Genomic DNA, 15,399 nt, shown 5'->3' with positions numbered 1-15,399 from the left:
TTACGCATTAAAACGATAGCCTACGCCCCAAACCGTTTCAATATATTCATAGCTAGTAGACTGTTGAGCTATTTTATCTCTTATCTTACCGATGTGAACCGTTACTGTCGCATTGTCACTAATGGCATCCATGCCCCAAATTTGTTCAAATAACTCATCCTTTGTAAAAATACGACCAGGGTGAGATGCCATATAGAACAGAAGTTCAAATTCTTTCACTCTGAAATAAACATCATTTTCATTAACATATACCTTTCTCGATAACTGATCAATGACTAAATCTCTTATACGAATTTCAGATTTCCCCTTTTTATTTTCTCCTTTTAAGCAGCGATAGCGGTCTAGCTGAGCCTTAATCCGTGCCACAAATTCATTTGTGCTAAAGGGCTTCTTCATATAATCATTCGCCCCTAAACCGAGTCCACGGATAATATCAATTTCTTCCGTTCTAGCTGTAACCATCAGAACTGGCGTCTCCTTAGACTGACGAATTTCCTTACAAATATCAAAACCACTCATACCTGGTAGCATTAAATCAAGTACAATCAAATCATAATGGTGCTTTAGTGCTTGGTTTAATCCAGACTCTCCGTCATTTTCAATATCGACTTGAAACCCATTTAACTCAAGGTAATCTTTTTGTAGTTCAGCAATACTCAACTCATCCTCAATAATTAATATCTTCCCCATTTAAGTCCTCTCCTTCTTCACAAACGTTCAAAGTTACAAAAAAGGACGTCCCTTCACCATAAGTACTCTCAATCGATACTTTCCCACCATGTGCCTGAATGATCTGTTTCACAATAGCTAATCCAATGCCACTTCCGCCATGTTCTGTATTTCTTGAGCTGTCCCCACGGTAAAAACGTTTAAATACATTAGGCAAGTCTTGCTCTTTAATTCCTTGCCCATTATCCTTAATCATAATGCTAATGTTATGATCCGTCCGTTTTAAAGAAATCATAATTTCCTTTTGTTCTTTATCTAGAAATTTCAAGCTATTAGATAAAATATTTCTAAGAGACCGCTCTAGTTTGTCTCTATCCGCTCTAATACACTCACCTTTGTCTAATGAACTCTCAAACTTCACATGAATATTCTGCTTTTCAAAATCCAACTTCATTTCTTCGAGTAAGACTTTAATAAACTCTACTATCTCAACTTTCTCAAAATGAAAAGCGACACTATTTAAATCCAGCTTGGAAAAAAGTAATAATTCATCAATTAAGCGATCCATGTGAATAGCTTTTGCCTGAATCGTTTTGCAATATTTTTCAAGCTTATCGTGATCGTCAGCAACCCCATCTAAAATCCCCTCTACATAGCCCTTTATAGAAGTAATAGGTGTTTTTAAATCATGTGAAATGTTGTTAATTAACTCTTTTCGATTATGTTCATATTTCACTTGTTTTTCCACAGAATCCTTTAAACGTATGCGCATTTCCTCAAATGCATGACTTAACTCCCCTATTTCATCATCCCTTTTTACAAAGATAGAATGCTGCAAATCACCACTTTTGATTCGATTAGTAGCCTGATGAAGAGCCTTCAATGGATCAATGATATGCTTCGAGACAACATACGTTAAAGCTCCATTTGTGATCATAAATGCTAATAGAAAGATAATGACTAAGGCAGGGACAACAGTACGGACAAATGAATATACTGGTTCAATATCAAGAATTAGATAATAAGAGCCTTCAGTCCCATCTGTAAAATGAAAATTGGTTGTCGTATACAGCCAAGTTCCTATGTCTGTATTTATAAAGCCTTGCTGATTGTTAGAAGCTTTAAGAATTTCAGATTCGTGTGACAAGCTAACAAGAAGTTCATCCTCTACTCTTCCCGATTGATAGATCACATCCTCCTCTTCTTTAACGACAAGCACGGTCCTTCTCTTATCTAATTGCTCTTCATATTGCTCTAAAAAATATGGATCTCTCAGTAGTTCTGGATCTTCCTTAGTATAATTTTGTAAATTTATATAGATTGGGAGATCGTCATTAAGCACTTCATCAAAAAAAGTCTTTTCCACATGATAGTAATGTCTCATTTCTTCAATATTGCCTACAAATAAATGAAACAGTAAATGTAAAAATAAAATAACTAGTACAATGGGTATGAGAATCATGCATATATACGAGATTAATAATTTTAAGCGAATTGACATAGGTGTCCTCCTTTGCTGTTCAACCCATTGAGAGAGTGTTTTAATCAAATAGAGCCCGCACAAACACATTGAGGTGCATACAAAAACAACTCCTGAAATATACTTCGCTTTCAGCGGGAAGCTAGTGAGCCTTTTCGTGCTGCGCGAGGGGAAACCACTGAAAAAGTCCTTTCTAGTTAACTCAAGGAAGAGTAATGGCTCCGCTCGTTGCGCGCCTTGCTATGAGAAACCCACTCATTGCAAGGCTTTCAAAATCGGGCAACGGCTACGCACATTACTTCAAAGCCATTGAAAAAGTTAAAACCAAACTTTTTCAATGGCCTCGCGCGAGGGCACTGTGGGGTCTCACCTTTGCTTTTCATCCCGCCGTCTACGTATATTTCATCCGCTAGGTTCGCACAATGTCCATTCAAGACTAAACACTTTCGTCATATCCAAGAGCTAATCACCATTAAGATACTTCCCCTTTTCTTTCGGAATATCCTGTTTGGGATCTTCTTTTTCTACCCGGGAACCACCAGTTCCAGTCGCCTAATAGCTTCATTGTCGCTGGTACTAATAAGAGTCGAACAATGGTAGCATCTAGAGCAATTGCCACAGCCATCCCTAAACCTAATTGTTGCATCGGAAGAACACCAGCAAAGGCAAAAGACGCAAATACTACGATCATAATTAGTGCAGCACCTGATATCATTGGGGCTGTTTGCTCTAAACCTAATGCCACACTCTCTTCATTTGATTTCCCATTCTCATATTCTTCCTGTATACGAGATAATAAAAACACCTCATAATCAGTACTCAGACTAAATAATAAACCTAATAATAATATCGGAATAAAGCTCTGAATGAAACCGAAATCACCAAATCCTAAAATACTGGACCCCCATCCCCATTGGAAGAAAGCCACAAGTATCCCGTAAGTCGCTCCTAATGATAGCACATTCATTAACATCGCTTTTAATGGTAATAAAATACTTCTGAATGTGATCGTCAAAATAATAAAAATTAAAATAAGTGTGAACACTAATACTTGTATTAGTGCACTATTTAAAGAGGCTGATGTATCTACCCCTTCAGCTGTTTCGCCTCCAACATACATTTGAATCGACTCATTCGATGTACTCAATATATCTCTGATTTCCTCTACAATATCTCTATTCGTATCGCTAGATGAATAATCATTTGTAATGACGTCAATGACAGCTATTCCTGCATCTTTACTTAATGAGCGACTCATCATTTGTGAAACATCCTCAGGAAATTCATCCCTTTGCTCTGATAACATTAGATGAATGGTTTCTTGATCCACATCAGGGAAATAAGATAGAAACGATGATACTTCATCGACATGTTCAATTGATTCGATCATCAGCTCTAATTCAGCAATATAATCCAAGTTCTCCACTGAAACAAGGGACTCCTCTTCAGATTCAATCACAACATGAATAGGAGAAGCAAACCCAACACCAAACTCATTCTGTAGATGACTGAGACCTTGTCGAATTTGTGTTGATTCTGGAAGCATCCGTGAATCCGGTGTGGAGACTTCTAATTCTAAAGCAGGGAACGCGATAACTAATAAAAACAAAACCGTACTAACTAAATAAATAACAGGACGTCGCATAATTTTATGTGACAAACGATACCAGAGCCCATGCTGAACTTGACTCTCCTTCTTTTTGAAAAATGGCACTCTTAGAGCATTTATTCTATGACCTAAAATGGATAATAGTGCAGGTAATAGCGTAAGTGTTGTAAGCATTAAAAAGAAGACAACTGCCATGACCCCTAAAGCAATTGAGCGAACCGCTGAAATGTCTGTAAAAAGAATCGCTGCCATTGAACCGATAATCGTAATACTAGAAAATAGAATGGAGTGTCCTGCATGTTGAAATGTATTGGACAATGCACGAATAACGTTTTCTCCCTCTTTTTCCAATTCTTCTTTAAATCGTTTCACAAAGATGAGAGCAAAATCAATTCCAACACCAATTCCTAACATTAAAGCAGAATCTAAAACAAAAACAGATAGCTCAATTTGTCCAGCAAGAAAGTACAATGACCCTAATGTTGAGACAATCGAAAAACCAGCTAATACTAATGGCATAACCGAAGATACTAAAGAACGGAATACCAATATTAAGACAAGTAATATAATAGGAAGAGCATATAAATGAGCTAACTCCAAGCCTTCCTGACTCAATTTCGTTGTTTCACCCCAAAATGCTGGAGCTCCTAAAATAAATGCTTCATAACCAAACGGTTCGACATATTCGACTAATCTCTCTTGTATATCTGGTAATACCTTCTGAGCAAATCCTTCATCTATGTTCATACCAATAAACCCAATGCTAGTACGTCCATCTTCACCTAAAAATTGCTCTTGAAGCTCTGGAGATACATCATTCCAAGTGTCGACACTACTAATCGTTTCTTCATCCTCTAACAAACTGGATACCGATTGGAGCATTTCAGTATATTCTTCAGTACCCGCCTCGTGCTCATCATGTGTCAAAACAAGTGTTAAAGAAGTAGCATCTCGACCATCAATATGTTCAATCATTAACTCATAGGCTTTAGTAGAATCAGCTTCAGGGTCAGCCCAACCTCCCCCTGTCAATAAATCATTGATTTGCATTGCAAAAAATGCACAGAAGATAACAAACACGATCCATATACCGACAATCCCCCAGCGAAATTGATATGTTGTTTTCGCATAACGTTCAATTCCTTTTCGCATATCTCCACACCTTCCTATCATTTTCCTCTTTTAACGTTAGAGTAACTGAAAAACCTATCATTTCTCGAAAAAAAAGATAATCTTTTTCTAAAATGTTTTCATTTATCACTCATATCACTTTTCGTACCCATCGACTTTGTCGGATAGCAAAGCTAAACGCAAAACTAAAAAGGATACCTAGTATCATTTCAATTGATACTTTCACGAGTATTGGTACTGGTAACTGAATGAGCAGAAATTGAATGATCGCGACAACAGGAACATGAAATATATAAACACCATATGTATTAGCAGATAGCCACCTTATCAGTCTACCCGTTCCATTAAGTGTTTCCCTAAACAACACAATGAGTCCAATACAAAGTGAAGTAGTCATCGTACAATCCCATATCGACCAAACCATTGAAGCCAAATTAAAGCCACCTGGCGTTAAAACAAAGGTAAAGTAATGTTCAAAAACAAATGAACAGACAAGTAAAATCACTCCGAAAAGAAGCCATTGAAATCCAGACCTAGTAGGGAATTCCTGTAACCAGTTCATTCGAAAAGCAATCAGTCCTACTAAGAAAAAGCTGATATATTTTGGCCAATTTGCATATTCAATCTGAATTGCCCCTAAAAAGCCATCCCAATAATCAAGAGGATACCAAATCCTAAGAATAAAGGTTAGTACGCTCAGTAAACCAATAAGTAATAATATGTGATTCGATTTAAGAGCAAGCTTTTTTTGTGTGAGCGAAAAGGAAAATTTTTGTTGAATATAACGAAAAAAGGCATAAAATACTGCATAGATAAGTAAATGCTGTAAAAACCAAAAGTGAGCTACTTTCAAATCAGGCCATACCGTTAACCAACGATCTTGACAAACTCCTTGTTCTCCTCCTATTCCCAAGAAAATGGTTACGGTATAATCCCAAATGTTCTCATATCCACAATTTCTAAACTGTAAATGATAAAAAAAATGGAGAGGAATGATAATAAGTAACACGCCTAGTAGAAATGGCAATCCAATACGTTTAAATCGTTCTTTTAGAAACATAGACATACCTTTTCGATCAAATGAATAAGGTAAGAAATAAGCTGATAACAAAAAAAACAACGTCATCGCAATTGGATTAATCAGCTGATAATAAACGAAAAGTCTTGTATTTTCTGTTTCATCCTTAAAAAACCACCAAATATCAGGAGCATAAGCAAGAGCAACATGCACTGTAACAATCGAAATAGCTAACAGTATTTTTAGATTATCTAAATAGTGGAGTCTATTTCTTTCCATAATCTTCTCCTCACATGTAACTAGTTTTGAAAAAGATTATCCCCTTAACCTTTGTTGTTTCTTTCAGTACTCTATCTATTCTTTCCTTGTGTAAAAGCCCTGAAATACGTTTAAATCTTTAGTCAAGCTTTCTAAATCACTAGCTTCATTAACAGGCTTCATTTCTTCTTGTTGATTAAAAAACTCATCCCTTTCCTTATACGTTACTTTATACTTTCTTCGCTCAAACGGATACGTTGGAAGTGGTACTTTCCTTTCATCGTGTTGAAAAACTCGTCCTGGATTATAAGAAACTCCTGCTACAAAAAGCTGCCCCATTACTTGTAAAATAGACTCAATAGGACTCGTGTTTCCATTCGATGTCACCACTTCTTGAAAATAAGCTGAAATTGATTCACTACTTTGCACTCTTAGATTCCCACATTCGAGTAGTAAATCACGCTCAGAAAGAATTTGATGTAGAAACTCCTTTTTCAATGGAGTTTCTAGCTCTAGAGTGAGTCCTTGAATCCATTCATCATTATTTTCTTTAGTCTTAATTCCTGAAGGAGTAACTAGTAAACAATCCCATGGAATGTCTTGATTCGTATTTGTTTTCGATGGTTTCATTTCTTTAGACTCCACTAGCTGCTCGATTAAATCTGTGATCGATACGTAACCTGCTAATACTGCCCCTGCCCAAATTCCTGTACCTTCGCAAATAATCGATTTAGGGTTTAAGCTAAAGCTTTTCAGCATTTCACCATAAGCATATTGAATGGCAAATCGCTCTAATTTCCCCCTTAGCTCTTTAGCTTCAGCTTCTTCTGTATATTCGATTATACGATCCATACAATATCGATACGCCATTCCGAATTTAGAGAATCTAGTCGAAATAGTTTCAATATCTTTTTTCTCTATCCATATTGAGTCATTTAAATAAAGGTGTACGAATGTTTCTTTATAAGGACTTGATTTCCCTTGTAAAATAGCATCAGAGCGTTGTCCAGACTCAAGTTTTGTAAGTAAAGTAAAAAGGTCATTCTTTGAACTCACTACCATTGCTACTTTATAATTCATTTCCTTCTGCCCCATATTCATCGAGTAGCAAATATTTCCTAATGAGTACTTCTCCTTCTTTTTTAAAACAGTCTTAAGATCCTGAGCTATTCGCTTCACAACATGTTCGTTACGACCACTTATCTGTAAAAGTTGCTTTTGATGCTCAACTTCTTCTTGCTCACCAAATTTATAGACATTAGATTCCAATTTATTCGCCTCTTCTAGTATCACGTGAGCATTCGTTCCACCAAATCCAAATGCATTAACCCCAGCTCTCAGAAGGGTCTCACCCTTATTAACTAATTTTATTGGTTCTTTATCAACGACATAGAAAGGAGTTGATGAAAATACTACATTCGGATTGGGTTTCTCATAATTGATCGTATGTGGCACCGTTTTATGCTTAAGTGATAAGGCAACTTTGATTAAACTCGTCATACCTGAAGCTGCTAGCATATGACCAATTGCTCCCTTTACCGATCCAATACCACAAAATTGTGTTTCATTTGTAAAAGTCCGAAAGGCCTGAGTCAACCCTTCAATTTCAATCGGATCACCAAGCGGTGTAGCAGTACCATGAGCTTCAACATAGGATAGTGTCTCAGGATTTACTCCACTTTTCTCATATGCATCTCTTATCGCTTCAGCCTGACCTTGAGGCCTTGGTGCAGTTATCCCTTTCGAGCGTCCATCATTATTTAAAGCAGAACCTTTAACAACACAATAAATATAATCATTATCCTCTTTCGCTTTTTTAAGTGGTTTTAACAATACTGCACTCCCCCCCTCAGAAAGCACCATTCCATCTGCTTCAGAATCAAATGGACGACACTGACCAGTAGATGATAAGGCAGTGACCCTACTTAAGCTCGCAAAAGGAGTAGGCGACAGATTCAAATTAATTCCTCCCGCAATGGCCATTTCAGCTTGCCCTGTTCGCAAGCTTTCGCATGCATGATGTAAGGCGACTAATGATGATGAACAAGCCGTGTTCACAACCATACTAGGACCCGTTAAATTTAGGGAATGACTTACACGAGAAGCAACTTCATTTAACCCGTTACCAGCTACTGCATCTGGAACCAGTTCTCCTGGCTTTAATACATCAATCATCATTTTAATAAGTTCTTCTTTCTCTTTTCTACTCAATGAATGATAAACTTCACTTTGAAGAAATTTTTCTTTCCACACCATGTAAGATCGATACCCAATAAAATGTTCCATATACGTATTCTGTTCACAACCAACAAAAACACCTATTTTATTCGTCCGATGTCTATTACCATATCCAGCGCTTTGGAGCGCTTCCCAAGCTATTTCTAAAAATATCCTTTGCTGAGGGTCTGTCACTTCGGCTTCATTTGGTGACATCCCAAAGAAAAATGGATCAAAGTCATATGGATGATCAATAAATCCTCCTTCACTTGCATAGCTTCCATGCAGAAGGTCTCGACGGTTATGTCCCTGCTCTTTCATGTTCCAACGATCCTCTGGAACTGGACGAATCATATTTCGACCATGAATAAGTAGATCCCAATATTGATCAGGATTGTTCGCTCCAGGAACTCTTAAGCCTATACCGATAATAGCGATATCTTTGTCTTGTTCAATATTCTTTTCTCTTTCCGTGACAAGTAGCTTTTCCTTAACAGGTTCATTTCGTTTCACAAACGATTGATGAAGATATTGTATAAACTGTTGAGGAGTTTGATATTCAAATAATAATGTTGGATTTAGTTCAAGCTGTAAGTTGTTGTTTAATGTTTCGACAAATTTAACGGCATTAATCGAATCAATACCTAACTCTTCAAAATTCGCACTCGTATCAATTTGCTCAACTGGAAGAGAGCTAATGGTTGATATAAGCTGATAGATAATTGATCGTAATTCTCCTTCATTCATTGGATGTAAAAGCCGTGTCTGACTTTCCACCCTATTAGCGGTCAATTGTTCTTCAAACACATGGATCACAGATGATTGGAAAGAGCCTAGTGCATTCATAAAGGCATTTCGACCATTTTCTTTTGACAGGACCTTTATTCCTTGTTTCTCTACAGCTGTTGAAGCCACCGAACCAAAAGCAGCTGCCATCGTACTTTCTTCCCATAATGAGTAATTAATCGAAAGTGACCGTCCAGGTGCATTCTGTGTCCTTCTAAAATAGCTATATTGATCGAGGAAGTAGTTAGCCGCTGCGTAATCGCTTAAGCCGGCAGCCCATCTTTTTTTCGAAGCCGACACTGACGAAATTAAAACAAAAAACTTTAAAGGCTCCTCTCTCGTTATTTGGTCTAAAACGATCGTACCATCTACTTTAGGTCTTAAGACTCTTTCAATAGTTTCAATATCCTTTTCTAATAAATTAGTAGCTTGATGTCCTTCAATGACTCCTGCAGCATGAATGACTCCATGAAGAGCACCATAATTCTGTTTACTATCCTGTATCACTTTCTTCATTTGCTCCATATGAGAGACATCGACTTCATAATAAGAGACATTCGCTCCTAATTGCTTTAAACGATTAATCCACTGCTGCTTTTGCTCATTAACCGTTTTTAGTTCTGTTCTTCCAGTTAATATGAGATTTACTTTCGCTTGTTCAGCCAATAACGATGCAATTTCCACCCCTACCGTTCCTAATCCTCCTGTAATAAGGAACGTATCACCATCTTCAACCTTAATCGATTGTAAATGATCTCGTTCACTTTGAACCAACTGACGAACATAACGCTCTCCTTGACGAAATGCAACAATCGACTCTTCCGGTTCTTCATGATTTAGTTCCTCTACGATTATTTCCATCAATTGATGGTCTGTTATGTCATCAGCTTCCTTTACGTCTAAAATGGTCGTCGTAATATGAGGGTTTTCTTGAGCCAATACTTGACCGAACATCGTTGAAATCGATTGAATTGGATTTTCGATCTGGTCATGATCTAATACAACAAAGGCTTGATTCGTAATGATCATATATTTAATTTCATGACGGTTTTCATGCATTTCTTTAGCTAAACGCACTAAACTTGTAGCACATTTTGAGTCAGCTCTTATTTGAATTTCCATATCATCTATTCTTTTAGCGCCTTGTTCATAGTTCCAATAATGAATAATAGCTACAATTTCTTTATTAATTTCTTTCATGATATTTTGATAATCATTTTGGTTTGTAGGATCAATGACAAACACATTCTTCTCATTATTTTTGTACTCAGAATTCCCTGTTACAAAATAGAGAGAATGGGCATCATGATCGAATTTTTCACTTAAGCTCTTTGCATTCTTCAGATCATCTGCAAATATGACAATGGCTCCAGGTTGTAATGGTCTCAAGGTCCGTTGTTCTGTAACTTTCCAACTCCATTCGTGATAATGCTCACGATGAAATCCGAAATGACCATTTCCACTAGTACCAAAATCAGGTGCATAGATTTTACGTTCAAATGGATACAATGGAAGATCTAATTTTTTTACAGTACTCTCTTCATATAAAGCACCCCAATGAATGGTTACACCTAATTCATATAATTTGCCGATCGTATTTAGAAATAATATCCATTCATCTTCTTTACGACTTAAGGTAGGAAATACATGATTCTCTTGAGTTTTTTGAAGCCCTTTTACCATTCCTGTTAGTACTTTTTCAGGACCTGCTTCAAGAAAAACATCCATTCCATGATCAAAGGCATAGTGAATGCTTTGTTCAAACTTCACGGCTGCTAATATATGCTCTAGCCAGTAATCAGCATCTAATGGTCTATCAATAAATTCTGCTCTTACATTTGAAATGATCGAATATTTCGGTGTTGAAAAGGTAGTTTTTTCTAACTCCTTTCTAAATTGTTCTAACATCGGTTCCATTAATGTCGTGTGAAAAGCTTGTGAAACGCTTAATCTTTTATGAGGAATTCCCTTTTCATTTAAATAGCTTGAAAACTTTTCAATATCCTCTTTCTTTCCTGAAACTGCTTGGTGAGTCACATTGTAGCCAGCAATCCATACGTCACCTGAAAATGACTCTAACCAACTTTCTACTTGTTCACTCTTAGCGAAAACCGCAAGCATAGCACCAGGCAATGAAAGTTCATTCATCAACTTCCCACGGATAGCTACTAAACGTATCGCATCTTCAAGTGATACCGCATCAGCTAAACATGCTGCAACCCATTCACCGACACTATGTCCAAGCATACATTCAGGCTCTACTCCCAAATCAAGTAATAGCTTCCCTATAGCGTAGTCAATCGTAAAAACGACTGGTTGTGTCACATCCGTTCTAGCAAGTAATACATCGTTTGCTTCTTCCCCGTAAATTAAACGTGAGATATCCTCATTTAAGTAAGGCAAAAACAGTTTGGTGCATTCTTCTACATATCTTCTAAATGCTGGAATATGATTGTATATCTTTTTAGCCATATTCACATATTGAGAGCCTTGTCCAGTAAACATGATCGCAATTTTACGTCTTTTTACCTTTCTTACTTCGTCTTTTACTAGCAGCTTTTCTTGTAATTCATTTAAGGAAGAAACGACAAAGCTTTTACGATATGGAAATGGATTTCTAGTCACATTTTCGGTATAACTAATATTCTTTAAATCAGCTTCTTTAAATCTGTGAAGGGACTGAGCTAAATTCTCACTCTTTTTTGTTAACGAAGGAGCAGAATTGGCAGCTAAACCGATGACATATGCAGGAGACTGGTGGTGTTCAGTTTCTTCTCGAACCTTTTCTGGAGCTTCTTCTACTAATAGATGACAATTAGTTCCACCGAATCCAAACGAATTAATAGCAGCTCTACGAATGGTTCCGTTCTCCACCTCCCATTCAGATTCTTTTTCTAACAATGTAAATGGGGTTTCATCTAACTTAAGCAAAGGATTTACACTTTGAACATTCACATTTTGAACCATTGTTTTATTCTTTAATGACAATAGCACTTTCATAAAGCTAGCTATGCCAGCAGCAGCTAGTAGGTGTCCAATGTTAGACTTAACAGATCCTAATGCGATCGAATTTTGGCGAACATTCCAGCTTTTAAAAGCAGAGCCTAACGCCCTTACCTCACTAGGATCACCGATCTTAGTACCTGTTCCATGTGACTCCATATATTGAATACTACTCGGGTCAATTTGATGCTTAACATACAATGATTCAACGACTTGTTTTTGTCCATCTGGATTCGGTGACATAACGCCTATAGAGTGACCATCATTATTAATAGCACTTGCTTTAATAACTCCAGCAATCTCATCACCATCTGCCATTGCTTGTTCGAGAGGCTTAAGCATGACTAATCCTGCTCCTTCACCTGGAACAAACCCATCTGCATCGCGATCAAACACCTTCACTTCCCCTGTTTCAGACAAAGCTCCTGCTTGACTGAATAATAGATAAGGAGTCGGTGTTAACAATAAATTAATTCCACCTGCAATGGCTGCTTCACTTTCCCCTTTTCTAATTGACTCACATGCCATATGCAGTGAAATGAGTGAAGAGGAGCAAGCTGTATCAATAACCATACTTGGTCCTTTAAAATTAAACTCCTGTGATACCCGAGAAGCGACCATATTTAAAATATTATCGACTAATAGATTAGGATGATCACTTGTCTCACCAAATATTTGCTTCCATTCTGTTACTAGTTGTTCCTGTTGTTTTGAATCTAATGAAGCAAAACTTGAGAACTGTTTCAATTTCAGTAAATTTAACTTATTTAAATGATATTCATAATATGTATTGACACCAGCACCTATAAACAAACCTATTTTCTGACCGCTTACTTTTTGCTTCGTATAGCCTCCACGCTCCAATAGTTCAAAAACTAGCTCAAGCATTATTCTTTGCTGAGGATCCATTACCTTAGCTTCCTCATCAGAAATAGAGAAAAGCTCAGCATCAAAATGGTATGGATTTTGTATAAAGGCTCCTTTTTTACAATAGGATTTTCCCTGCTGTTTCAATTCACTATAAAGTTCATCGATATTAAAACGATCCCTTGGTATATCTCGTATACTTATTTTTTTATTTAAGAGGTTTTCCCAAAATTGTTCAGGCGTATCAGCATCAGGAAAACGGCACGACATAGCGATAACAGCAATATCTTGATGAAGTTCATGACTTTGCGAAGTTACCCTTGCATCTTCATCTACTCTCTTCGTTTGAAATCGCTTCTCCTGCAAATGCCTGAATAAGTAATCATCCATTTCCTGAACAGTGCGACATTGAATTAACAGATCATGAGACAAGGTTACTTGTAATTCTTCCTCTAATGCTGCTAGTACTTGGATCGCTTTAATTGACGTTCCACCTAATGTGAGAAAAGATTGATCTAAAGGTATGGAATGATTAGGAACTTGAAGAATTTCAGCCCACACCTTACGAACTAGAGGAATGTACATTCCTCTTGAAACATGATTCATTTGTTTATTCGTTACTTCCTGGACAACTCCTACAACATCTTCTGCCGCAATTGTTTCGTTTTTGAATTCGTCATTTTTAAAACGTTCTATAAGCTCAAATCGTCTAACTTTTCCACTTGTCGTCTTAGGAATTGATTTAATTGTCACTACATAATCAATTGGAATTCCAATTGTTTCATTAACATGACGTAAAATAGCTGAATAAAAAACGTTGCTTCTTTCTGCTTTCACACGCTGAGAAGTAAACAATGCGATTCGGTCCTTACCTTCTTTTTCATCATGCCAGCCACATACTGCCATTTTCCCTTCTTTTACACCTTTTACTTCCTCAACCTTCGCCTCTATGTCATGTGCATAGAAATTTTGGCCGTTTAAGAAAATGATGTCCTTAATACGACCAACAACTGTTAAACGACCATTTAATAAAAATCCTGTATCTCCGGTCTTTAACCAGCCTTCTTGAAAAGCTTTTGCATTCGCTTCTTCGTTATTAATGTATCCTGAAGTAACATTCGGTCCTACAATTTGTATTTCTCCGATCACGCCTTCATCAACAACATAACCTTCATCATCAACAATTCGGATACTCATACCATCAATCGGAAAGCCTTCATCAGCCAATGCCATCGCTTGCTTGTTTGCTTTATTAACTGTTTCAACTATTTGCTCATTTGCTAATTTTTCACGATTAACATAGCGAATCGTTGGTTCAGTTCCACACGGTGGAAAGCTAACCGCCACACACGCTTCTGCCATCCCATAGACAGGGTACATAACATTTTCATTCAATCCATATGGTACTAACTTCTCTACAAAGTGATTAAGAATCGAAACCGAAATCGGCTCTGCCCCATTAAAAATCAAACGTAATGAGGATAGATCAAGTTGCTGTAGCTGCTTTTCTTTTACACGATCTAGAAATAGACGGTAACCAAAGTTCGGTGATCCGGTTAATGTAATTTTGTGTTTTGTAACGAGGTCCAACCATAAAAATGGTTTCTTGACAAATTTGAGCGGCGTCATATTAAATTGATTAATTTGAACAGCCATCATTGAAAAATGAAATCCAATTAACCCCATGTCATGATGGTAAGGCATCCAGCTCAAGGAACGATCTTCAATAGTAAACTTAGCTGAGCTTATAATAGAATCAATGTTAGCAAGAAGATTGTTGTGAGTCAGCACGACTCCTTTTGGGGTACTAGTACTACCTGAACTAAATTGAATAAATGCTGGGGAATCCGCTTGACTTAACGAAATAATTCCTTCTCGTTCATCGTCAAGGTTTTGTGAGTTGATTATATTCAAATCAGTATAACTAAATAGTTGATTTTGCTGTCCTTCTACTAATTTATTATCAGAAATAACAGCTGGCTTCTTAAGAAGCCCCCATATCGTTTCTAGCTTTTCCAATGAAGTATTTTGCACTTTTAATGAACTTGGATAGGCTAAAGGCGCAGCGATTATTCCTCCTAATACACAAGCCCAAAATGTAATCACAAATTCAAGATTGTCTTCAAGCACAATTAGGACATACTCACCAGGCTTAATTCCTTGACTTTGAAGTCCTCCTAAACGTCTACGTGCGCGTTCAAGTAGCTCTTTATAAGAAATAAATACTTCCGATTCATCATTCAAAATATACGTGATACCGTTCTCTGAATCCTCAGCAGCACGTATTAAAATATCAGCAAGATTGTGAAGCTTTGTATACTTTTTCGTCATCTTCTTTCCAATTGAAATAGATTCACCCAT

General features: G+C 37.0%; 5 protein-coding genes. All 5 read right to left on the bottom strand.

All coding sequences use genetic code 11. From position 1 onward, the window contains the following. The 5 genes from ACERJO_RS08255 to ACERJO_RS08235 all read right to left on the bottom strand — a co-directional run bounded on the left by ACERJO_RS08255 (nucleotide 1) and on the right by ACERJO_RS08235 (nucleotide 15,399). Nucleotides 1–690 (bottom strand): response regulator transcription factor, encoded by a 690-nt coding sequence (locus ACERJO_RS08255; protein ID WP_247104558.1) that lies wholly within the window; start codon nucleotides 688–690, stop codon nucleotides 1–3. Further along, on the bottom strand, nucleotides 668–2,170 hold the full coding sequence (locus ACERJO_RS08250; protein ID WP_373647170.1) for a sensor histidine kinase: 1,503 nt from the start codon (nucleotides 2,168–2,170) through the stop codon (nucleotides 668–670). Before ACERJO_RS08250 ends, ACERJO_RS08255 begins: the two co-directional genes overlap by 23 nt. 451 nt (nucleotides 2,171–2,621) lie before the next feature. Continuing rightward, nucleotides 2,622–4,910, bottom strand: a complete 2,289-nt coding sequence (locus ACERJO_RS08245) for an MMPL family transporter (RefSeq protein ID WP_373647169.1) — start codon at nucleotides 4,908–4,910, stop codon at nucleotides 2,622–2,624. Nucleotides 4,911–5,019: 109 nt separating this feature from the next. Beyond that, nucleotides 5,020–6,186, bottom strand: a complete 1,167-nt coding sequence (locus ACERJO_RS08240; protein WP_373647168.1) for an acyltransferase family protein — start codon at nucleotides 6,184–6,186, stop codon at nucleotides 5,020–5,022. A 75-nt stretch (nucleotides 6,187–6,261) separates the two neighbouring features. Further along, nucleotides 6,262–15,399: an SDR family NAD(P)-dependent oxidoreductase gene (locus ACERJO_RS08235; RefSeq protein WP_373647167.1), complete on the bottom strand. Its 9,138-nt coding sequence runs from the start codon at nucleotides 15,397–15,399 to the stop codon at nucleotides 6,262–6,264.

The organism is Halalkalibacter sp. AB-rgal2, assembly GCF_041821005.1.
Lineage (GTDB): Bacteria > Bacillota > Bacilli > Bacillales > Bacillaceae_D > Halalkalibacter.
Note: the sequence above shows the minus strand (reverse complement) of the source record. Positions and strands in the feature narration are given on the sequence as shown.

What these genes read in the sequence shown, in the direction of transcription:
- ACERJO_RS08255 (WP_247104558.1), bottom strand. Translation starts at nt 690, where the DNA reads ATGGGGAAGATATTAATTATTGAGGATGAGTTGAGTATTGCTGAACTA.
- ACERJO_RS08250 (WP_373647170.1), bottom strand. Translation starts at nt 2,170, where the DNA reads ATGTCAATTCGCTTAAAATTATTAATCTCGTATATATGCATGATTCTC.
- ACERJO_RS08245 (WP_373647169.1), bottom strand. Translation starts at nt 4,910, where the DNA reads ATGCGAAAAGGAATTGAACGTTATGCGAAAACAACATATCAATTTCGC.
- ACERJO_RS08240 (WP_373647168.1), bottom strand. Translation starts at nt 6,186, where the DNA reads ATGGAAAGAAATAGACTCCACTATTTAGATAATCTAAAAATACTGTTA.
- ACERJO_RS08235 (WP_373647167.1), bottom strand. Translation starts at nt 15,399, where the DNA reads ATGGGTGAATCTATTTCAATTGGAAAGAAGATGACGAAAAAGTATACA.